This window comes from Bradyrhizobium sp. B039 (assembly GCF_038965675.1).
In the GTDB taxonomy this organism is placed as follows: Bacteria; Pseudomonadota; Alphaproteobacteria; order Rhizobiales; family Xanthobacteraceae; genus Bradyrhizobium; species Bradyrhizobium diazoefficiens.
In genome coordinates, this window is record NZ_CP152416.1 from 989,256 (window position 1) to 1,010,717 (window position 21,462).

General features: G+C 64.7%; 19 protein-coding genes. 12 read left to right on the top strand and 7 right to left on the bottom strand.

What is annotated here, in order from left to right; all coding sequences use genetic code 11:
- Nucleotides 1-45 precede the first annotated feature (45 nt).
- Together phnE (AAFG50_RS04610) and phnE (AAFG50_RS04615) are read left to right on the top strand one after the other, a co-directional pair.
- Nucleotides 46-930 (top strand): phosphonate ABC transporter, permease protein PhnE, encoded by an 885-nt coding sequence (gene phnE, locus AAFG50_RS04610; protein WP_028175526.1) that lies wholly within the window; start codon nucleotides 46-48, stop codon nucleotides 928-930.
- Entirely contained in the window at nucleotides 927-1,775 is an 849-nt protein-coding gene (gene phnE / locus AAFG50_RS04615) for a phosphonate ABC transporter, permease protein PhnE (protein ID WP_011090667.1), read from the top strand. The genes phnE (AAFG50_RS04610) and phnE (AAFG50_RS04615) overlap by 4 nt, the downstream gene beginning before the upstream one ends.
- Before the next feature lie 62 nt (nucleotides 1,776-1,837).
- On the opposite strand, the gene AAFG50_RS04620 is transcribed toward phnE (AAFG50_RS04615), so the two are convergent.
- Nucleotides 1,838-3,397 carry a winged helix-turn-helix domain-containing protein gene (locus tag AAFG50_RS04620; protein ID WP_028175527.1) on the bottom strand — a complete coding sequence of 520 codons (1,560 nt, stop codon included), beginning with the start codon at nucleotides 3,395-3,397 and terminating at the stop codon, nucleotides 1,838-1,840.
- Nucleotides 3,398-3,905: 508 nt separating this feature from the next.
- Between AAFG50_RS04620 and pcaB the strand changes: the two genes are divergently transcribed.
- The gene (gene pcaB / locus AAFG50_RS04625; protein ID WP_028175528.1) at nucleotides 3,906-5,267 is read left to right on the top strand and encodes a 3-carboxy-cis,cis-muconate cycloisomerase; all 1,362 of its coding nucleotides are present in this window, start codon (nucleotides 3,906-3,908) and stop codon (nucleotides 5,265-5,267) included.
- Between the two features lie 113 nt (nucleotides 5,268-5,380).
- Nucleotides 5,381-6,637, top strand: a complete 1,257-nt coding sequence (locus AAFG50_RS04630) for an aminopeptidase (protein WP_028175529.1) — start codon at nucleotides 5,381-5,383, stop codon at nucleotides 6,635-6,637.
- 183 nt (nucleotides 6,638-6,820) lie between these two features.
- Here the strand turns inward: AAFG50_RS04630 and AAFG50_RS04635 are convergent, their stop codons facing one another.
- Nucleotides 6,821-7,483 (bottom strand): hypothetical protein, encoded by a 663-nt coding sequence (locus AAFG50_RS04635; RefSeq protein WP_074077600.1) that lies wholly within the window; start codon nucleotides 7,481-7,483, stop codon nucleotides 6,821-6,823.
- Between the two features lie 131 nt (nucleotides 7,484-7,614).
- Here AAFG50_RS04635 and AAFG50_RS04640 point away from each other — a divergent pair, with 131 nt between their 5' ends.
- Nucleotides 7,615-8,070, top strand: a complete 456-nt coding sequence (locus AAFG50_RS04640) for a cupin domain-containing protein (RefSeq protein ID WP_028175531.1) — start codon at nucleotides 7,615-7,617, stop codon at nucleotides 8,068-8,070.
- An 88-nt stretch (nucleotides 8,071-8,158) separates the two neighbouring features.
- Here AAFG50_RS04640 and AAFG50_RS04645 read toward each other — a convergent pair whose 3' ends face one another.
- Entirely contained in the window at nucleotides 8,159-9,211 is a 1,053-nt protein-coding gene (locus AAFG50_RS04645) for an amidohydrolase family protein (RefSeq protein ID WP_028175532.1), read from the bottom strand.
- An 82-nt stretch (nucleotides 9,212-9,293) separates the two neighbouring features.
- Here AAFG50_RS04645 and AAFG50_RS04650 point away from each other — a divergent pair, with 82 nt between their 5' ends.
- Nucleotides 9,294-10,358, top strand: coding sequence for an IS630-like element ISRj1 family transposase (locus AAFG50_RS04650; RefSeq protein WP_011084514.1), 1,065 nt, complete (start codon nucleotides 9,294-9,296; stop codon nucleotides 10,356-10,358).
- 86 nt (nucleotides 10,359-10,444) lie between these two features.
- Here AAFG50_RS04650 and AAFG50_RS04655 read toward each other — a convergent pair whose 3' ends face one another.
- The 4 genes from AAFG50_RS04655 to AAFG50_RS04670 form a co-directional block, all read right to left on the bottom strand.
- Entirely contained in the window at nucleotides 10,445-10,966 is a 522-nt protein-coding gene (locus AAFG50_RS04655) for a hypothetical protein (protein ID WP_028173713.1), read from the bottom strand.
- A 65-nt stretch (nucleotides 10,967-11,031) separates the two neighbouring features.
- A complete protein-coding gene (locus AAFG50_RS04660) occupies nucleotides 11,032-11,847 on the bottom strand; it encodes an MBL fold metallo-hydrolase (RefSeq protein ID WP_028173714.1) in 816 nt (271 codons plus the stop codon).
- Between the two features lie 105 nt (nucleotides 11,848-11,952).
- Entirely contained in the window at nucleotides 11,953-13,479 is a 1,527-nt protein-coding gene (locus AAFG50_RS04665) for a hypothetical protein (RefSeq protein WP_028173715.1), read from the bottom strand.
- Nucleotides 13,476-14,225 carry an ABC transporter ATP-binding protein gene (locus AAFG50_RS04670; protein WP_028173716.1) on the bottom strand — a complete coding sequence of 250 codons (750 nt, stop codon included), beginning with the start codon at nucleotides 14,223-14,225 and terminating at the stop codon, nucleotides 13,476-13,478. Before AAFG50_RS04670 ends, AAFG50_RS04665 begins: the two co-directional genes overlap by 4 nt.
- 261 nt (nucleotides 14,226-14,486) lie before the next feature.
- On the opposite strand from AAFG50_RS04670, the gene AAFG50_RS04675 reads away from it, so the two are divergent.
- The 6 genes from AAFG50_RS04675 to AAFG50_RS04700 all read left to right on the top strand — a co-directional run bounded on the left by AAFG50_RS04675 (nucleotide 14,487) and on the right by AAFG50_RS04700 (nucleotide 21,300).
- Entirely contained in the window at nucleotides 14,487-15,362 is an 876-nt protein-coding gene (locus AAFG50_RS04675) for a branched-chain amino acid ABC transporter permease (RefSeq protein WP_028173717.1), read from the top strand.
- A 5-nt stretch (nucleotides 15,363-15,367) separates the two neighbouring features.
- Complete coding sequence (locus AAFG50_RS04680; protein ID WP_028173718.1) at nucleotides 15,368-16,519, top strand: branched-chain amino acid ABC transporter permease; 1,152 nt, start codon at nucleotides 15,368-15,370, stop codon at nucleotides 16,517-16,519.
- Entirely contained in the window at nucleotides 16,516-17,274 is a 759-nt protein-coding gene (locus AAFG50_RS04685) for an ABC transporter ATP-binding protein (protein WP_011090654.1), read from the top strand. Before AAFG50_RS04680 ends, AAFG50_RS04685 begins: the two co-directional genes overlap by 4 nt.
- A 4-nt stretch (nucleotides 17,275-17,278) precedes the next feature.
- Nucleotides 17,279-18,067, top strand: coding sequence for an ABC transporter ATP-binding protein (locus AAFG50_RS04690; RefSeq protein WP_028173719.1), 789 nt, complete (start codon nucleotides 17,279-17,281; stop codon nucleotides 18,065-18,067).
- 94 nt (nucleotides 18,068-18,161) lie between these two features.
- Nucleotides 18,162-20,000 (top strand): AMP-dependent synthetase/ligase, encoded by a 1,839-nt coding sequence (locus AAFG50_RS04695; RefSeq protein WP_028173720.1) that lies wholly within the window; start codon nucleotides 18,162-18,164, stop codon nucleotides 19,998-20,000.
- A 100-nt stretch (nucleotides 20,001-20,100) separates the two neighbouring features.
- Complete coding sequence (locus AAFG50_RS04700) at nucleotides 20,101-21,300, top strand: ABC transporter substrate-binding protein (protein ID WP_028173721.1); 1,200 nt, start codon at nucleotides 20,101-20,103, stop codon at nucleotides 21,298-21,300.
- Nucleotides 21,301-21,462 lie beyond the last annotated feature (162 nt).

Below are 21,462 nucleotides of genomic sequence, written 5' to 3' on the forward strand. Positions count from 1 at the left end.
ATGGACCCGGCTCTTTCTCTTTGATCGGCCACCTTTCCTGAACAGATGACCCTCGCGGTTTCGATCCTGCCCGAGCAGCAACTGGCTGCGCTGAACACCGCTTACAATCAGGCGGTCGCGCGCAGGCGGCTCCGTCTCTTGCTCGGGGTTGTGGTGTTCGCCGCCGCGCTGCTTCTCGCCGCGATCGGCGCCGAAGTGAACCTGCGCACCTTCTTCACCTATTTCGGCAACTTCGTCAGCTATTTCGATCGCATCCTCACGCTCGACAACGGCCAGCGGGTCTGGACCGATGTCGGCGAGTGGCTTTGGGGCTGGCGCAAATGGTTGAAGATGCTCGGTGAGACGCTGCTGATCAGCTATGTCGGCACGCTGACCGGTGCGACCCTCGCCTTTGTCCTGAACTTCTTCGCGGCGGAAAACACCTCGCCCGCGCCCTGGCTGCGCTTTACGGTGCGGCGCCTGCTCGAATTCGCGCGCACCGTCCCGGGCATCGTCTTCGCGCTGATCTTTGTCATCGCCTTCGGGCTCGGGCCGATGGCTGGCGTGCTCGCGATCGCGATCCATTCCACCGGCGCGCTCGGAAAATTGTTCTCGGAGATCGTCGAGAATGCCGACATGAAGCCGGTCGAGGGCATCCGCTCCACCGGCGCGAGCTGGCTCTCCTGCATGCGCTTTGCCGTCGTGCCGCAGGTAACCGCGGGCTATGCCAGCTACGCGCTGTTGCGCTTCGAGATCAACGTCCGCGAAGCCTCGGTGATGGGCTTTGTCGGTGCCGGCGGCATCGGCCAGGAGCTCGTCGTCGCCATCCGCAAATTCTATTATTCGGACGTCAGCGCCATCCTGCTCACCATCATCATTACGGTCTTCATCATAGACATCACCACCGGCTGGCTGCGCGGCCGCCTGTTCGGCAAGGAGGCGCGGACGTGACGCGACCGCAAGAGGTTGACACGCGAGAGCTTCGCGCGCGCTACCCTGACGTGTTCGACCGGCCTGCCTCGGCGCGGCTCGCAATGCCGGCGATGATCGTCGCGGCGTTCGCGGTCCTGGTGTACGGCCTCGTCGATCTCGACTTCTCGCCGTCGCGCTTCGTCGCAGGCCTCAGCCAGCTCGGCTGGATCAGCCTGATGATGATCCCCCCCGATCCCGGCTCCTCGCTGCCGATCTATCTGAAGGCGCTCGGCGAGACGCTGTCGATCGCCCTACTCGGCACGACGCTCGCCGCATTGTTCGCGCTGCCAGTCAGCCTGCTCGCCGCCCGCAACGTGGTGCCGTCAAACATCCTGCGCTTCCCGATCCGCCGTTTCCTCGACTCGATCCGCGGCGTCGATACGCTGATCTGGGCGCTTGTTTGGATCAATGTCGTCGGCCTGGGCCCCTTCGCCGGCGTGCTCGCCATCGCCGTGTCCGATTTCGGCGCCTTCGGCAAGTTGTTCTCGGAGGCGATCGAGGGCGCCGACCAGAAGCAGGTCGAGGGCATCCGCGCCTCCGGCGGCAGCGCACTGCACGAGATCCGCTTCGGCCTGTTGCCGCAGGTCCTGCCCGTGATCGCCGGCCAGGTGCTCTATTTCATCGAGTCCAACACCCGCTCGGCCACCATCATCGGCATCGTCGGCGCCGGCGGCATCGGCCTCCAGCTCGCCGAGCAGATCCGTGTGCTGGAATGGCAGAAGGTGTCGTTCCTGATCCTGATGATCTTGGTCGCGGTCGCCGCGATCGATTTCATCTCGGGCAAGCTCCGTTTCGCGATCATCGGCCGGCGCGCGGTGGCTTAGGCTGTTCGCCTCCCTTCGCCCCTTGTGGGGGGAGGGCGCACTCTCGATGCTGCGCGAGATGTCTACTCCATCCCTGCGCGACGCAATCCTTCCAGATAATGCTCGCGGTCCTGCTCCAGCAGCATCGGCAGCTCGCTTGTGATCCAGGCGAGCGAGATGCCGGGCTGGGCGCGGCGCAAGCCTTCCAGCGCGGACGCGGCAAGGGCCGGATCACCCAACATGCCGGCGGCCGCCGTCAGCACGCGATGTGCGCCGACGAAATCGGCGCGCTGCCGCATCGATTCCCGCGCCATCTGCAAGCTTGCCTCGTAATTGCGGCCGATGAACTGGGCATAGGCGGCGACCCCGCAATAGATCGCCGCGAGCGGATCGCGCGGGCTCAGCCGCAGCGCGCGGCGCGCGGCGGCATCGCCGTCCTGCCATCGTCCCGCGTAGCACAGCGTCACGCCGTAGAAGGCGTGCGCCATCGCGAAATTCGGATTGAGCCTCAAGGTCAGCTCGAACTCCGCCAGCGCGTCGTCGAAGCGGCGGCGGAACAGGTAGGTATAGGCGAGGCCGTGATGGGCCCAGGCGTCCTCGCGATCGGCCTCCACCGCCGCAAGCGCCGCGCGTTCGGCGACCGGCACGGTCGCGGCCATGTCGGCCCAGCCCATATGCGCGCCGAAGATATGGCTGGTCGCGAGCAGGCCCAGCGCCTTGCCATAGGCGGGATCGATCGCGACGGCCTTCTCGAGCAGCCCTTGCGCGGCCGCATTGTCCTCGCGGGTGATGCGCCAGTAATGCGACAATGCGCGCATGACGAGGTCCCAGGCATCCAGGCTGCCCGGCGGCTTCTGCCCGGCGCGAAAGCTCTCGGCCGTATAGAGCTGCGGCTCGATCGCGGCGACGATCGCCTCGGTGATGTCGTCCTGCACGGCGAAGATGTCGGCAAGCTCGCGGTCGTAGCGTTCGGCCCAGAGATGGCTGCCGGTCGAGACGTCGTTGAGCTGGGCCGAGATGCGCACGCGCTCGCCGCTGCGCCGCACGCTGCCTTCGACCACGTAGCGCACGCCGAGCTCGCGCGCGACCTCGTGCATGTGCACGGCGCGGCCCTTGTAGACGAAGGAGGAGTTGCGCGCGACGACGAAGAACCAGCGCAGCTTCGACAGCGCGGTGATGATGTCCTCGCTGATGCCGTCGGAGAAATAGTCCTGCTCGCGGTCACCGCTCATATTGGTGAAGGGCAGCACGGCGATGGCGGGCCGGTCGGGCAGTGCGAGCGCCGCCTGCGGCGCTGGTATCCACCGGCCGGGTTCCGGCGCGGCCGCGGCGAGCTTGGTCTCGACGTCGCCGACGAAACGAAAACCCTTGCGCGCGATGGTTCGGATCAGCGCCTGGCTCGCGCCGTTGTCGCCGACCGCCTTGCGTGCCGCATTGATCCGGCTGGTCAGGGTGGATTCGGAGACGCTGCGCCCGTGCCAGATCTTGTCGATCAGCTCGTCCTTGCTGACCACCCGGTCGCGATTTTCCATGAGATGGACGACGAGGTCGAAAACCTGCGGTTCCACGGAAACGGGAACCTGCTCGCGGCTCAGCTCGCGCCGGTCGGTGTCCAGAAGGTGATCCCGGAACAGAAACTGCACGTCGAAAACTCAGACCTCACGACGACATCGGGGCAATGACAAAGCAAAACGGATTCCGGCCTAAGTCTGTGAGTCCACCGGGAGGCCGCTTGGTTCATCGCGATCGCAAGATGGCTGCCATGCCATTTGCGGGGAGGAATGCGGCCTCGACTGGAATGTGGCGGCTGGGGTCGGCTGTCGCAGGCCACGTACTCAATCTGATATCGCCGACCGCGCATCCCGTCACCCTGAGGTAGCCGCTTCTTCAGCGGCCCTCGAAGGGCGACGGCCCGCATCCCGGCCTGCCATCCTTCGAGGCTCTCCACGCGACGCGTCGCGTCGCATGGTTCGCACCTCCAGCGACAACCGCTTCGCGGTTGCGCGGGGATGACGGAGCCGATGGTTTGACGCGCGGCGGCGAGACCAATGCAAGACTCCGAATGTGTGATGACCCGGCATTGTCCATTGCCGAACGGCGCGGCCTGCGTAAGCTGCTTCCACACAAAACACCAACCATAAAGAAACGCCCATGCCCGCTCTCCACGCCTCGACCACCGTGCTCGACTCCATGCTGTTCCGCGACGCCTTCGGCACGCCTGAGATGCGCGAGGTGTTTTCCGATGTCGCGCTGGTTGCGCGCTATGCCGAGGTCGAGGTGGCGCTGGCGAAGGCGGAGGCCAAATGCGGCGTGATCCCGCAGGATGCCGCCGACCAGATCGCGGCGCGGACCGACGTTGCCGCGCTCGATTTCGACCTGCTCAGGCAGGAGACCGACATCGTCGGCTATCCGATCCTGCCCTTGGTGCACCAGATGGTGAAGCAATGCGGCGATGCCGGCCGTTACGTGCATTGGGGCGCGACCACGCAGGACATCATGGATACCGCCGTAGTGCTGCAATTGCGTGCCGCGCTCGAGATCGTCGAGCGCGACATTGCGGAGCTGCGAAAGATTCTCGCCGACCTCTCCAGGCGCCATCGCGATACGCCGATGGCGGGGCGCACTCATCTCCAGCAGGCGCTGCCGGTGACCTTCGGCTACAAGACCGCGATCTGGCTAGCGATGTTCGATCGCCACGCCGAGCGTCTGGCGCAATTGAAGCCGCGGGTCCTGGTGGGCCAGTTCGCCGGCGCTGCCGGCACGCTGGCCTCGCTCGGCGACAAGGGCTTTGAAGTGCAGGAGGCGCTGTGCGACGAGCTGAAGCTCGGCGTTCCCGCCTCGACCTGGCACGTCGCGCGCGACGGCTTTGCCGAGGCCGTGAACTTCCTCGCGCTCGTCACCGGCTCGCTCGGCAAGATCGCGCTCGACATCATGATCATGGCCTCGACCGAGTTCGCCGAGGTCTACGAGCCCTTCGTCAAGGGCCGCGGCGCCTCCTCGACCATGCCGCAGAAGCGCAACCCGATCTCCTCGGAACTGATGCTGGCGGCGTCCAAGGCGGTGCGCCAGCACGCGGGCCTGATGCTGGATGCGATGGTGCAGGATTTCGAGCGCGCCACCGGCCCCTGGCACGCCGAGTGGATGGCAATCCCCGAAAGCTTCGTGCTGGCCGCGGGGGCGCTGCACCAGGCGAGGTTCGCGCTCGCGGGCCTCATCGTCGACGAGGCGAAGATGAACGACAATCTCGCCATCAGCCGGGGCCTGATTGTGGCCGAAGCGGTCATGATGGGGCTCGCGCCCCAGATCGGGCGGCAGGAGGCGCATGACGTGGTCTATGACGCCTGCCGGCTCGCCAACGAGAAAGGTTTGACGCTGGCGGACGCGCTCTCGTCCGACTCGCGCGTCTCTGCCAGGATCGACCGCGCCACGATCGATGCGCTCACTTCACCGAAAAATTACCTCGGCCTTGCTCCCGCCATGGTCGACCGGGTGCTGAAATCGGCAACGCGTTGAAAACCAAGATGCGTGAAACTGCGTATCTTTCGTCGCCCCCAATACGCTCGTATACTTGTGTCTCGCGATGCTAGACTTAGATTGAGCGAGAGACTTTCGGCAGAGGACCCGGCATGACCGATCAACGCATCACCTCCACTCCTATCGATCCTGCGAAACTCGACCGGCTGGCCGAGGTGGCGGTGAAGGTGGGCCTGGGCTTGCGGCCGGGACAGGATCTGCTCCTGACGGCGCCGGCGATCGCGCTGCCGCTGGTGCGCCGGATCGCCGTTCATGCCTACAAGGCCGGCGCCGGTATCGTGACGCCGATCCTGTCGGACGAGGAGATGACGCTGGCGCGTTACCGCCACGGTCACGACAACAGTTTCGATCGCGCCGCCGGCTGGCTCTATGAGGGCATGGCCAAGGCATTCTCCGACAACACCGCGCGGCTCGCCATCGTCGGCGACAATCCGATGCTGCTGTCGGGCGAAGATCCCTCCAAGGTGGCGCGCGCCAGCAAGGCCAACTCGATGGCCTATCAGCCGGCACTGGAAAAGATCGTCAATTTCGACACCAACTGGAACATCATCGCCTATCCGAGCCCATCATGGGCCAAGCAGGTGTTCCCCAACGATCCCGAGGACGTCGCGATCGGCAAGCTCGCGGATGCGATCTTCGCGGCCTCCCGCGTCGATCGCGAGGACGCGATGGCCAATTGGGCGAGCCACAATGCGGTGCTGCGTGAGCGCACCAACTGGCTCAACGGCCAGCGTTTCCGCGCGTTGCAGTACTCAGGCCCGGGCACCGATCTCACCATCGGCCTTGCCGACGGCCATGAATGGGAAGGCGGCGCCTCCCTGTCCAAGAACGGTATCAGCTGCAACGCCAACATCCCGACCGAAGAGGTCTTCACCACGCCGCATTGCCGCCGCGTCTATGGTCATGTCGTGAGCTCGAAGCCGCTGTCCTACCAGGGCACGCTGATCGACAACATCGCGGTGCGCTTCGAGGACGGCAGGATCGTCGACGCGAAGGCCTCGCGCGGCGCCGAGGTGCTGAACAAGGTGCTCGACACCGACGAGGGCGCGCGCCGTCTCGGCGAGGTGGCGCTGGTGCCGCATTCCTCGCCGATCTCGCAGAGCGGGCTATTGTTCTACAACACGCTGTTCGACGAGAACGCGGCCTCGCACATCGCGCTCGGCCAGTGCTATTCGAAATGCTTCGTCAACGGCGCCCAGCTTACGCCGCAGCAGATCGCCGCACAGGGCGGCAACCAGAGCCTGATCCATATCGACTGGATGATCGGTTCGGCCGAGACCGACATCGACGGCATCCTCGCCGACGGCAGCAAGGTGCCGGTGTTCCGCAAGGGCGAATGGGTGAAGTAAGCGCCTTTACGGTCCATCCTTCGAGACGCCCGCCGCTGGCGGGCTGCTCAGGATGAGGTCTTGCTTCACGGTAAGACACGAGACCCTCATGGTGAGGAGCGCCGCCTTGCGGCGCGCTAGCGGACGATCCTCCGCATCGCCGCGAGAACCATGGAGGCCAAGCACGTACCCTCAAAGCCTTTTTCATGCCGCCGCGTTGCGCAGCATCGGGTTGTTGTCGATGCTGAAGCGGTTGAACAGCGTCGTGAACGGGCTGCCGTCGGTGGCCCGCACGATGGCGTCGGAAGCAGCCACCGCCTCGTAGAGCGCACCGACCGGATCGTCCGGCTTGGGCAGGTCGAGGCCTTTGCGGATCTGCTCGCGGGCCTCGTTGATCTCATCCTCGTCGTCGAGGGTCGCCTCCAGTGCATCCGCCGCGCGCCGCATTTCCGCGAGGTCGCCGCCCGCGGAGAATTTGAGAATGTCGAGCCAGTAGGGCCGGACGACGACGAGCTGGATAAAGGCCTCGAACGTACCAGCGATAATTCCTGCGCGGCCCTCCGATGAGACGTAGAGCACATTCTGCGACGGCAGCAGCACGAACGCGCCGCCGGAGCCGTCGCTGCCGACCTGCCGGGGGCTTTCGATGCCGTCGATGGTAAACCAGGACTCATCATCCGGCGTGAAGGAGATATCAAGGCTCCCGAGCCGGGCGACGACCCGGTTGTTGGCTGTCAGAACCTCGGGCGTGAGGGGCATCAGCACGGCTTCTTTCAGGTCACTTCGCGCATTTTGTCGCACCCCGGAAGAGATGGGTTCATGTGCGCGAATTTGCAGGGAAATCGCGGCGTTAGCTGCTTCGCACATGCAACTTGCGGCTGATTGTCGAGGCCTGCGTAAGAAAGAATTAAAAGCCGATCACTAGCGTTGCGTACATCATTGGAAGCAATCCGGGCCCCGACCCGGCCAAAAACCTATTCTATCCCCTGGGGAAACAGATGTCGCGCGCATTGATTGAAATTAGTAGTTGCAATGTGGATCTCGAGCTGCGGCCGATCGAGCCGTCCTGGATCATCGAAGGCAATCCGGTGTCGCGCTCGCACATCCTGTCCACCAGTGCGGACGGTACCGCCTCGACCATCATCTGGTCCTGCACCGAAGGGCGCTTCAACTGGTACTACGACATCGACGAGACGATCATGATCATGGAAGGATCGATCGTGCTCGAAAGCGACGGCATGCCGCCGAAGCGCTACGGTCCCGGCGACGTCATCTTCTTCCGCGACGGCGCGCATGCCAAATGGCATGTCGAAGGCCACGTCAAGAAGATCGCTTTCTGCCGCAAGACCAATCCGGTGATGATCGGTTTCCTGATCCGCGTCGTCAACAAGCTCAAGCGGATGTTCGTCTCCACCGGCGAGCGCCGTTCCGCCTCGTTGATGGGCGCCGGCTAGCGCACGCCCGGACGAAGACTTTTCGAGGACGCTTCCCAGCGGCTACGACGGAAGAGGGGTCGGGACCAACATCCCGGCCCCTCTCTCGTCATGACGGCAAGTCGAGCCGGTAGATATCGGTCGCGGTCTGCGAGAACAGCGCCGTCTTCTCGGCCTCGCCCAGAGGCGCCGCGATACGCTTGAAGGCGTTGAAGATCACCTGATAGCTGCACTGGCCCTTGTCCGGCGGGAAATTGCTCTCGAACATCGCGCGCCTTGCGCCGAACGCCTCGATGCAGGTCTCGATATAGGGCCGCCAGGCCGCGGCAAGCTCCTCGGAGGACGGTGGGCTCTCGCGCAGATGGAAATCGTAGCCCAGCAGGCACATCGCGAGGCCGCCGAGCTTCACCACCACGTTCTCGCATTTGGCGATCTCGCGGATCGAGGCGCGCCATTGCGGAAACACCTCCTCGCGCCGCCCGGCAAAGCGGCCGACGCCGGCCGGACCGCCGCAATGGTCGAGCACGATCCTGGTGTCGGGGAAGGCGCGCGCGAGTTCGGTCAGCTCGCCGATCTGCGGATGGAACAGCCAGGCATCGAAGCTGAGGTTCAGCGGCGCCAGGCAGGCAAAGCCTTTGCGGAAGGTCGGATCCTGCAGCAGTCCCTTCGGCCGGTTGGCGTACATGCCCGCGACGACAGGATCTTGGTCCCAGGCCGAGGAATGCCGGATGCCGCGGAAACGGCCGTTGCCAGCCGCGATCTCGGCTTCCAGCACCGGCTTGGCGGCGTCGCCCAGCAGCAGATTCACGTGGCTGACGATGCCGGCGCAGATCGCGGCCGTGCCGTAAGCACCGCTTGCGCTCATCGCGGCGACGCCGTTGGCGAACTCGACTTCGCCGACGGGCCGGAACGCTTCGGGCCCGTGCGCGCGATACATCGAGCGGCAGTCGACATAGACGGTGGCGACGATGTTGTGGCCGGAGCCGATGTCATCAGCCATCTCCTCGATCAGGTAGCGGTGCCCGCGATTCCACAGATGATGATGGGGATCGACGATCGGCCGCGAGCGATCGATGATCTCCTCCTGATGCAGCGCGAGCCAGTCCTCGCGCGGCTCGACGAATAGCCCGCTCGTGTTGGCGGGTAGACCGCTTGCAGCCATCGGCGTTCGCTCCCTCTATGTTTTTGTGGCGGGAGCCTAGTACCCACTTTTCTTGGAACGTGAGTCGTGATTCAAGGTCGGGATGATACCCGAAGCAAGAGAAGTCCACCTTTCGAGGAAAGATCGCAAGGTGCTTGAGGCGTGCTGTCGCTCACCGGTGACGTTGCAGCGCGATTTGAAGCGGGCGCGGATAGTTCTGTTGGCGGCGGATGGGCGCAGCACCCGGTCGATCGCCAAGGAAGTTGGGGTCCAGCCGCGGATTGTCAGCCTTTGGCGGCATCGCTATGCCGACCATGGCCTTGAAGGGCTGCAAGACAAGCCGCGGCCTGGCAAGCAGCCGATCTATACGAAGACGACCGACAAGCGGATTCTGAAGCTGCTGGATAAGCCGCCACCGCAAGGGTTTGCGCGCTGGACCGGCCCCCTGCTGGCCGAGGCGCTGGGCGATGTCGATGTCCAATATGTCTGGCGGTTCCTGCGCAGCCACAAGATTGACCTGGTGGCTCGCAAGTCCTGGTGCGAGAGCAACGACCCGAACTTTACGGCCAAAGCCGCCGATGTTGTCGGCCTCTATGTCGCGCCGCCGGCGAAGGCCATTGTGCTGTGCGTGGACGAGAAGCCCTCGATCCAGGCTTTGGAGCGAGCGCAGGGTTATCTGAAGTTGCCCAATGGCCGCGCCTTAACCGGCCAAAGCCACGATTACAAGCGGCATGGCACCACAACATTGTTTGCGGCGCTCGAAGTCGCCACCGGAAAGATCATCGCGACCCATTCAAAACGCCGGCGCCGCGTCGAGTTTCTCGATTTCATGAACAGCGTCACCGCGACTTTTCCGAACCGCAAGCTTCACGTCATCCTCGACAACCTCAACACCCATAAAAAGAACGAGGACTGGCTCAAGGCCCACCCCAACGTGCAATTTCATTTCACGCCGACAAGTGCGTCATGGCTCAATCAGGTCGAAGTATGGTTTTCCATCTTGCAGGGGCAGTCGCTCAGCGGCACCTCCTTCACGAGCCTCAAGCAGCTTCAGGAACACATCGATGCCTACGTCAACGCATACAACGACAGAGCCGAGCCCTTCGTCTGGACCAAGAAAAAGGTCCGTCAACGCCGTTTCAAAGGCCGCCGTATCACTCAGCTCTGATTCCGGGTACTAGCATCTCGTCCTGGCGCCCGGCAGCGCGCGCCGCGCAACCTCGCCCTTCACCGCGAGCACATCGGGCGCCGTCGTCACCCCTTGCGTCGCCTCGCCCTCACATCGACCACAAGTCGCCAATCGGCTGCGGGAGCCGGCTTGACCTCGCCGAGCCAATGGAAGGAGTCGTCCGCGATCTCCGTAAAGCTCCAGCGGGTCAGGTCGCCCGCGTCGGTCTTGCCTTCCTGCACGATGTCATCGCCGCGCGGACGGCCGATCTGCTGACGGAACACGCTGCGGCCGGGATCGAACCAGGAGATCCGCCACGCATCGATGGTCGGATCGTAGACCCGCAGCGTCGTGCCGTACCAGTTGCCGGCGATCGGAAAGGCGGGGCTGCCGCTGGGACGGGGAATGATCCAGACGTCCTGGACGGCGCGTCCCTCCAGCACCCAGCCGAAATGGATTTCGCCGGGCGCGGTGTGTTTCGTTCCATCAGGGCCGCGGGCGGAGATCTCGGCATCCCAGTCGCCGACGAAGCGGCCGTAAAGCCGGAGCGCCGCGGCGTGCTCCAAGTTCGGTCCATCCGCGTGCAACAATCTTGCAAAATCCGTCATGTCGATCTCCTGTTGCGGGGAGATCAGCACCAATGGGCGGCAGCCGGCTTGGAGAAAATTGCGCCTCAGACGCCGTCGAGGATGATCACCGTCGGCTTCGACGGCAGCGCATCGCGCGACATGCGGAAGGAGCGCTCGAGGCGCCGGTCGATCTCGAACTGCTGGCCGATCCGGCGCATGAAGTCGTCGAGCGGGGTGGCGAAACGGTGCATCGGCAGCACCACGGAGGCACGCAGCCGCCTGGTGATCTCGGAGATGCCGTCCAGCGACATGGTGTAGGTGCCGTCGATCGGCACCATCACGATGTCGAGCCGCCCGATCTGGGCGAAATGGCTGTCGTCGAGCTTGTGGTGGAGGTGGCCGAGATGGCCGATGCAGAGGCCGGCGACCTCGAAGATGAAGATCGAGTTGCCGTCGCGGATCATGTCGGTGCCGGCATCGTCGCCAAAATAGCGGCGGATGTCGGTCGTGACGTTGCGGATGAAGGTGTCGCCGATGCGTTCGGAGATGACGGCCGGCTTGCCGTCCTCGCCCCAGCCGTGCAGCACATGGGGAATGCGCTTGTCCGGGAATAAGGAGTAATGCGTGCTGTGCGCCCGGTTCATGGTGACGACGTCGGGCAACCGTCCGACCTGATAGGCGCCGCTATAGTCTGTGGCGATGCGCAAGCCGCCGGGCGTGTCGATGAAATAGGTGGAGTGGCCGGCATAGGTGATCTCGACCTCGGCCGCGGCTGTTGCCTGCCGGAAGGCGACCGGCATGGCGCGGGGCGCGGTGTTGGCCATCGCCAGGCATTCGCTGCGCTGGGGCTGCTGCTGAGCGAGGGCAGGCGAGAGGAGCGCGCCGAACAGCGCCAGAGCGGCCGAAACAAGTCGCCACATATCCGTCCCCGATGACTTCAGGGGAAAGTCTAACGCGCAATGCAGCGCGGGGCCAATGGGCTTCGATCAACAGCGCGTCAGTATCGCAGCTGTCATCCGCGCCGCTTATTCGCGTCTTGGGCTGAATTTCCAGGTGATGGCGACGAGGCTCGCGGTGATCAGGCCGCTGACGAGGCCGGCGAGGGGGAGAGCGAGCAGCAGCGCAGCGGTGGCGGCCCAGCCGATCGATGAGAAGGCCTCGGCAAAGGTCGCAAGCCGGGAAGAGGTCTGGCGACGGCGGAATTGGCTGCGCCGGGCCTGCACCCGGAACCAGAGCTGGATTGCGGTCGCGGAGGCCGCACTGATGATGATCGCACCGGCACTGACCGCGGCCTGGATCGGCGAGGCAAACGCCAGCGCCGCGACCAGCGGGCAGAAGATGACCGCGATCGCGATCAGCACCACCTCGATCTTGGCGCGGATGACGCTGGACGGCGTCAGCGGCGCGGTCGCGACGAGGTCGGGAGCGTCCTCGCCCGAGATCGTCAGCCAGGCCAGCCCGCCGGCAAGCTGTCCCGCCGCCATCACGATCACGGGTGTGATCAGCGTCAGTGCGGCGGAACTGTCGGCGAAGCTGCGCCAGAGCAGCAGCGCCGGCGGCACCAGATAGAGCAGCTGCATCAGGGTCTGCGAGATCAGCCAGGGATCGCGCCAGAGCAGCGAGAATTCCTTGCGGCGCAGCGCCTGCTGCCGCGATCCGCCGCGGAACGGGCGCTGCTTCGCGCCTCGGCGGCCGGATGTGCCGTACGCCGCGGCATCGATCGCGGTGTCGGCAAAGCGGCCCGAAAAGATCGCCATGACGCCGCCGAGCATCACCAGCCCGAGCGCGAGAAGCAGCAACAGCGCCTCGCTGTCGCCCAGGGCCGCCCGCGCCGGCCACCACCAGATGCTGTCGGCGTCGGGGGCGTGTTCGGCAAAGGTGCCGGAGGTCAGGATGGTGAAGCGCGACAGCGTGCCGTAGGACATGATCGCGGCGACCTGGAGCGCGATCACGAAGCCGGCGCCGATGATGGCGGCGAGGATCTGGGCCACGAAGCGCGTCCGCGCCGGACCGATCAAGCGGAACAGCAGGATGGTGACGGCAATCGCGATCGCCGCGGCTGACAGGCCCATCGCGACCACGACGCCGAACGCCGCAAGCCAGCGCGGTCCGCCGCCGATCACCAGCACGTCGATGAAGGGTGTCGAGAACAACAGCGCCAGCACCGTGACGGCGAGCGCGATCGCGGCAATGCGCACCGAGAACAGATTGGCCAGCGTCGCCGGCGAGGACATGATCAGATCGAGATCGGCGCGGGCATAAAATACCCGCGTCACCGATTCGATCGCCTGCGACAGCATCAAGATCCAGGCCAGAAAGATCGTCGCCGTGATCACGATCAGCGAGGATTTGTCGAGCGGCAGTTGCAGGTCGGCGACGCGGCCGATCACGGCCCAGGCCGGCACGTGGAGGAGCGCTGCGAACAGAAGCAGGCCGATGACGGCGACGCGCGTCCGCTTGCGCCGGCCGCCGGTCATCATGGCGAGCCATTCGCGCCAGGCGAGCCGGAGCTCGTGGCGGGCAAACCAGGTCAGCGCGGTCGCCGAGCTCATGCGGCTTCCTGGAGCGTCACCAGCGCGATGAAGAGATCTTCCAGGCTGGTGTCGGCATGGCCGTTCTGCTGGCGCAGCTCGGTGAGCGTGCCTTCGGCGACCAGGCGGCCCGAGGCGATCACGCCGATGCGGTCGGCCATGCGCTCGGCAACCTCGAGGATGTGCGTGGTCATGATCACGGTGCAGCCGGTGCGGACGCGCTCGCTCAACAGCCCCTTCACATGGCGGGCGGACACGGCGTCCAGCCCCGTCAGCGGCTCGTCGAGGATGATGAGGCGGGGATCGTGCACCAGCGCGCCGGCCAGCGCCACCTTCTGGCGCATGCCCTTGGAAAAGCCCTCGCAGCGCTCGTGCCGGTGCGGCTCGAGCCCGAGCGAGCTGAGCAGCCCTTCGGCGACCGGTTCCGAGGCGGATGGCGCGATGCCCCAGAGCCCGGCGACGAATTCGAGGTACTCCAGCGGCGTCAGCTTGTCGTAGATCATGGGCTCGTCGGAGACCCACGCCATCACCTGCTTGGCGGCGACCGGATTTTGGAGCGCATCGATGCCGAAGATCGAGACCGCGCCGGCGTCGGGCCGCAAGAGGCCCGCAACCATGCGCAAAGTGGTGGTCTTGCCAGCGCCGTTGGGGCCGACCAGGGCGTAGAATTCACCGGCGTGAACTGTGAGGTCGAGGCCGTCGACCGCCGGACGGTCAAAACGCTTCGTTAACCCTCGGACTTCGAGCGCCGAGCTGTCCGGCTTCATGACGGCCACACCATCCGGTTTTGCATCGCCCGCGACCATGACCCGAAGATGTTTCGGCGCGGTGAATCGCACTGCCGCAAATTCCGTCATCCGTCTTGGACTAAAGGCAAGTCACCGTTTGTTGACAGCGCTTGGCGGTTCAGGCTGAATTGGCACCGGGACAAATGGCGCTGACGCAGCGAAACGACTGCGTAGCGACTGGACACAAGATGCGACGAGGCGATCGAAGAACCGCCGGTTGCGTCAGGAGGAAGCGCGGCGATGCTGGATTTCGTTCAGCAGCTGGTCAGCGGTGTTGCGCTCGGCTGCGTCTACGGCCTGATCGCGCTCGGCTTCGTGCTGGTCTACAAGGCGACCGAGGTCGTCAACTTCGCCCAGGGCGACCTGATGATGCTGGGCGGCTTCTTCGCCTTCACCTTCATCGGCATGATGGGCCTGAACTACTGGATCGGCTTTGCCGGTGCGGTGGCCGCGATGGCGCTGTTCGGCATGCTGGCCGAACGCGTGGTGGTGCGGCCGATCCTCGGCTATCCGCAATTCTCCATCATCATGGCGACCATCGGGCTCGGCTACTTCCTGCGCTCGATCGCCGGCATGATCTGGGGCACCGATGATCTGAAGATCGAGACGCCGTTCAGCCAGGGCGTGCTGCGGATCGGCTCGCTGGTGCTCGCCTACGACAAGCTCTCGGTGATCGCGGCGACGATGATCCTGTGCACGCTGCTCTGGCTCTTCTTCAACAAGACCACGCTCGGCACCGCGATGCGCGCCAGTTCCGAGAACATGCTGGCGGCCTATTACATGGGCATCCCGGTCAAGCGCGTGGTGTCGATCGTCTGGGCGATCAGCGCGGCGGTCGCGACCTGCGCCGGCGTGCTGCTGGCGCCGATCACCTTCATTCACTCCAATGTCGGCCTCGTGCTCGGCCTCAAGGCATTCCCCGCCGCGGTCCTCGGCGGCTTCGGCTCGATCCCCGGCGCGGTGGTCGGCGGCGTCCTGATCGGCGTGATCGAGAGCATGGCCGGCTTCTATCTGGCCGAGGGCTGGAAGGACGTCGCGCCCTACGTCGTGCTGCTCGCCGTGCTGCTGCTCAAGCCCGAAGGTCTGTTCGGCCTTCACGTCCGCAAGAAGGTCTGAACGCCATGCGCTTCCTGTTCAAGACCGACTACGAAGACGACATCAAGCTGTTCCCGCATTCGGGCTATTTCGTCTCCTACGGCATCCTGCTCGCGCTGCTGCTGATCGCGCCCTACGTGCTCTCCAGCTATCTGATGAGCCAGCTCGTCTTCGTCTGCATCTATGCAACCGTCGGCGTGGCGCTGCTGATCCTGACCGGCTTTACGGGGCAGGCCTCGCTCGGGCATGCCGCGTTCCTCGCGATCGGCGCCTACACGGCGGCCTATTTGCAGAAATACAACGTGCCGTTCCCGGTCTACTTCCTCGCCGCAGGCGTTCTGACCGGCATCATCGGCGCGATGGTCGGCTTTCCCGCGCTGCGGCTCCAGGGCATCTATCTCGTCATCGCCACCATCTCCTTTGCCCTGATCGTCGAGGAGATCCTGGCGCGCTGGGAGAGCGTCACCAACGGCAACGAGGGCATGCGGGTCAAGACGCTGTCGCTGCTCGGCGTCGCGGTGCCGCGCGACAGCCCGACCTTCTATTTCCTGTGTCTCGCCGTGCTGGTGCTGACCATCGTCGGCACGCTCAATCTGCTGCGCTCGCCGACGGGCCGCGCCTTCGTCGCGATCCGCGACAGCGAGACCGCGGCGCGCAGCATGGGCGTCAACGTCGCGCTCTACAAGGTGAAGTCCTTTGCGATCTCGGCGGCGATCACCGGCTTTGCCGGCGTGCTGTTCGCGCACAAGCTCTCGTTCATCTCGCCGGAGATGTTCACGCTCCAGCTCTCGATCGAGTTCATCATCGTGATCCTGATCGGCGGCAGCTTCAGCCTGCACGGCGCCGTGCTGGGCGCGATCTTCATCGTGATGATCGACCCGTTCCTGACCTATTTGAAGGACGACATGCCCGGCATCATCGCCGGCATTGCCGCCGCTTTCGGCGCCGGCACCCAGGGAGCGGCCGACGTCCAGTCCAAGGTCGCGGCCTTCGCCTCGCTCAACGGTCTGAAGGGCGCGATCTACGGCATCATCATCGTGCTGTTCGTGCTGTTCGAGCCGCTCGGGCTCTACGGCCGCTGGCTCAAGATCAAGCTCTTCTTCCAGCTCTTCCCGCTCTACAAGCGCGCCACCTTCAAGCGGCAGAAGATCTACGTGAAGTCGGAGCGCAACCGATGAGCTATTTTCGCGCCGAGAACCTGTCGCTGCATTTCGGAGGCCTCAAGGCCGTCGATGCGGTGTCGTTCGCGGTGGAGAAGGGCGAGATCCTCTCGATCATCGGGCCCAACGGCGCCGGCAAGAGCTCGATCTTCAACCTGATCTCGCGCATCTACCGGCCGACCTCGGGCCGCATCTTCTTCGAGGACCAGGACATCACCGAGCAGCCGCCTTACGATATCGCAAGACTAGGCATCGCCCGCACCTTCCAGAACATCGAACTGTTCGAGAACGCGACGGTGCTGTCCAACCTCCTGGTCGGGCGCCACCGCCATTCCACCACGCAGCTCTGGCAGGAGCTGCTGTTCCTGCCGAGCGTGCGCGCCAACGAGAAGCTGCATCGCCGCCGGGTCGAGCAGGTGATCGAGTTCCTCGATCTCGAGCCCTATCGCGACAAGCTGATCTCGGGCCTGCCCTACGGCGTGCGCAAGGTGATCGAGCTGGCGCGGGCGCTGTGCTCTGAGCCGAAGCTGATCCTGCTCGACGAGCCGTCCTCCGGCCTCAATGTCGAGGAGACCGACGACATGTCGTTCTGGATCCGTGACATGAAGAACGAGCTTGGCGTCACCGTGCTGATGGTCGAGCACGACATGTCGCTGGTCAACCGCGTCTCCGACCGCGTCATCGCGCTGAACTATGGCCGGGTGCTGGCGATGGGCTCGCCGGCCGAGGTGCAGCAGCACCCTGATGTCGTCGCCGCGTATCTGGGAGCCTGACGCGATGGATGCCGCGGCGACACCGGACATCATCCTGAAGCTTTCCAACATCGAGAGCTATTACGGGCCGATCATGGCGATCCGCGGCATCTCGCTGGAGGTGCCGCGCGGCCGCATCGTCACGCTGCTCGGCGCCAACGGCGCCGGCAAGACCACCGTGCTGAAGACGATCTCCGGCATTCTCGATCCGCAGAAGGGCGCGATCGAGTTCATGGGCAAGCCGATCCAGCGCATGGAGGCCGACCGGATCGTGCGGCTCGGCCTCAGCCACGTGCCGGAGGGGCGGGAGGTGTTCCCGTTCCTGTCCGTGCGCGAGAACCTGATGATGGGCGCCTATCCGCGCAAGGACCGCAGCGGCGTCGCGGAGGATCTGGAGCGCGTCTACGGCTATTTCCCGCGGCTGAAGGAGCGCATCGACCAGCCGGCCGGCCAGCTCTCCGGCGGCGAGCAGCAGATGCTCGCGATCGGCCGCGCGCTGATGAACCGGCCGACCCTGCTGCTGCTCGACGAGCCCTCGCTCGGCCTGTCGCCGCTGCTGGTGAAGGAGATCTTCACCATCATCCGCCGCGTCAACGAGGAGCAGGGCATGTCGATCCTGCTGGTCGAGCAGAACGCCAAGGTGGCGCTGGAAACGGCACATTACGGCTATGTGCTGGAGATCGGCCGTATCGTGATGAACGACGCCTGCGACCGCTTGATGCATTCCCAGGACATCCAGGAATTCTACCTTGGCGCCAAGGAAGCGGGCGCTCGGGGCGAACGGCGCTGGAAAAAGAAGAAGACGTGGCGTTAAGGCAAGACTTGGCGTTAGATGGGGTGCCCGTCTGCAAGACATAGACCGCCGGCAAGGCAGGCAGCGGAGGGGAAGCGACAAGGAGGAGACGCGCATGGCCCGACCGGCGGTGCTGACGGTCGCTGATACGATCGCGAAAAGCTTCTTGCGCGCCGCAGAAACGCGGGGCGACAGGCCGGCGATCCGCGAGAAGAAGTTCGGCATCTGGCAGCCGACGAGCTGGCGCGAGTGGCTGGAGATCTCGAAGGAGATCGCCTACGCGCTTCGCGCGATCGGCTTCATGCCCGGCGACGTCGCCTCCATCATCGCCAATGCCGTGCCGGAATGGGTCCATGCCGACATGGGCATCCTGTGCGCCGGCGGCGTCTCGTCCGGAATCTATCCGACCGATGCCTCGTCCCAGGTCCAGTATCTCGTCAACGATTCCGGCACGAAGGTGATCTTCGCCGAGGACGAGGAGCAGCTCGACAAGATCCTCACCTGCCGCACACGCTGCCCGTCCCTGCAAAGGATCGTCGTGTTCGACATGGAGGGCCTCAGCGGCTTCTCCGACGACATGGTGATGTCGCTCGACGAGTTTCGCGCGCTCGGGCGCAACCATATGGTCGGGCGCGAAGCACTGTGGCAGGAGATGATCGACAGCCGCGGCCCTGAAGATCTCGCGGTGCTCGTCTATACCTCAGGCACGACCGGCCCGCCCAAGGGCGCGATGCACGCCAACCGCAGCGTCACGCACCAGATGCGGCATGCCAATGACTTCATCCCGGCGCGGGAGAACGAAGACCGGCTGATCTTCCTGCCGCTCTGCCATGTCGCCGAGCGCATCGGCGGCTACTACATCTCGGTCGCGCTCGGCTCGGTGATGAATTTTGCCGAAAGCACGGAGACGGTGCCGGACAATCTGCGCGAGGTGCAGCCGACCATCTTCCTCGCGGTGCCGCGCATCTGGGAAAAATTCTATTCCGCCATCACCATCGCGCTGAAGGATGCGACGCCGCTCCAGCAATGGGTCTACCGCCGCGCCATCGGGATTGGCTACCGCATGGTCGATTGCCGGATCGAGGGCAGGACGCCGCCGCTGTCGCTGCGCCTCGCCAACCAGCTCGCCTACCGGCTCGCCTTCCGCAACATCCGCCGCATGATCGGGCTCGATCGCTGCCGCATCGCCTTCACGGGCGCTGCGCCGATCGCGCCGGAGCTGATCCGCTGGTATCTCGCGCTCGGCATCGACATGCACGAGGTCTACGGCCAGACCGAGAATTGCGGTGTCGCCACCATGATGCCGGCGACGCGGATCAAGCTCGGCTCGGTCGGCACCGCCGTGTCCTGGGGCGAGGTCGCGCTGTCGCCCGACGGCGAGATCCTGATCAAGGGCGACTTCCTGTTCATGGGCTATCTGAACCAGCCGGAGAAGACGGCGGAGGCCATCGATCCGCGCGGCTGGCTGCACACCGGCGACGTCGGCACCATCGACAACGAGGGCTTCGTTCGCATCACCGACCGGATGAAGGACATCATCATTACCTCCGGCGGCAAGAACGTCACGCCGTCCGAGATCGAGAATCAGCTCAAATTCTCGCCCTACATCTCGGATGCGGTGGTGATCGGCGACAAGCGGCCGTACCTCACCTGCCTCGTCATGATCGATCAGGAGAACGTCGAGAAGTTCGCCCAGGACCACGACATCCCCTTCACCAATTATGCGAGCCTGTGCCGGGCGACGGAGATCCAGGACCTGATCTGGCGCGAGATCGAGCAGGTCAACGTCAATTTCGCCCGCGTCGAGACCATCAAGAGGTTTTTCCTGATCGAACGCCAGCTCACCCCGGAGGACGAGGAGCTGACGCCGACCATGAAGCTGAAGCGCAGCTTCGTGAACAAGCGCTACGCCGCCGAGATCGACGCCATGTATCGCGAACGTGCGGTGGCGTGAGGCGCGCGGCCGGAAGGCCGTGCGCAAGAAAGACGCTGAAATCAGCGAAGGAGCGATGGCCAACCCTTCGCGCAACACGGGCCAGGGAGAGGAGACGTCAATGTCGAAATCGTTCAGGGCGTTCGGCCTTGCGGTGAGCGCGGTGGTGCTCACGCATCTGCCGGCCGCAGCACAGACCAAGGTCACCAATGAAGGCATCTCGGCGACCGAGATCGTGATTGGCACCCACCAGGATCTGTCGGGGCCGATCAAGGGCTGGGGCGTGCCGGTCTCCAACGGCATGAAGATGGCGGTCGAGGAGGTCAACGCCGCCGGCGGCGTCAACGGCCGCAAGATCCGGCTGGTGGTCGAGGACAGCGGCTACGATCCGAAGAAGGCCGTGCTGGCGTCGCAAAAATTGATCGAGCGCGACAAGATCTTCGCGATGGTGGGACCAATGGGATCGCCGACCGTGCTCGCGGCGCAGGACATCCTGCTCGACGCCGGGGTGCTTCAGCTCTTCCCGCTGACGGCGGCGGAGTTCACCTTCAAGTTCGATCCAGCCAAGCCGCAGGAGCGGCTGAAGTTCAACAACCTCCTGCCCTATGTGGAGAGCACGCGCGCCGCGCTCAAATACATGATGGAGTGGAAGAGCTTCCAGAAGCCCTGCATCATGCACCAGGACGACGAGTACGGAAAGAACGTGCTCGACGGATTCAACCAGCAACTGGCTGTGATGAAGGTGCAGCCGGCCTCGATCACGAGCTACAAGCGCGGCGCCTCCGACTTCAGCGCCCAGGTCGCGAAGATGAAGTCCGACGGCTGCGACCTCGTCGTGCTCGGCGCGGTGCTGCGCGAGCCCATCGGCGCCATGACCGAGGCCAGGAAGCTCGGCTGGGACGTCACCTTCCTCGGTGCGACGCCCGTGAACGTGATGGAAGTGCCCATGCTCGGCAAGGAAGCAGTGGAAGGCCTCTATGCCGCGTCGGGCTTCGAGATCCCGTATGAGGACACCGCCAAGGGCAGGGTCCACGACTGGCTCGTCAACTACAAGAAGATGTTCAACACCGACGCCAACACGCAGGCGATCATCGGCTACAACGCGGTGATGACCTTCGCCTTCTATGCGCAGAAGGCGGGCAAGGACCTCACGGGACAGAAGATGCTGGACTCGCTCGAGTCGGGCGAGAAGTTCCTCGACATCTTCAACTCGCCCCCGACGAAGTTCTCCAAGACCGACCACCTCGCCAACACCATCACCCAGGTGCAGCAGGTCAAGGGCGGCCGCTGGGTGCTGGTGAAGGACAATCTGATGTTTTGATGCGTCTTCGCCTCTCCCCGCGTGCGGGGAGAGGCCGGAATTTGCGGGAGCAAATTCCGGGTGAGGGGGAGTCTCCGCGAGTCCATCTTTCACCGTCCTTGCGGAAGCTGCCCTCACCCCAACCCTCTCAGCGCGAGCGGAGCTCGTCGCGGCCCCGCGAAG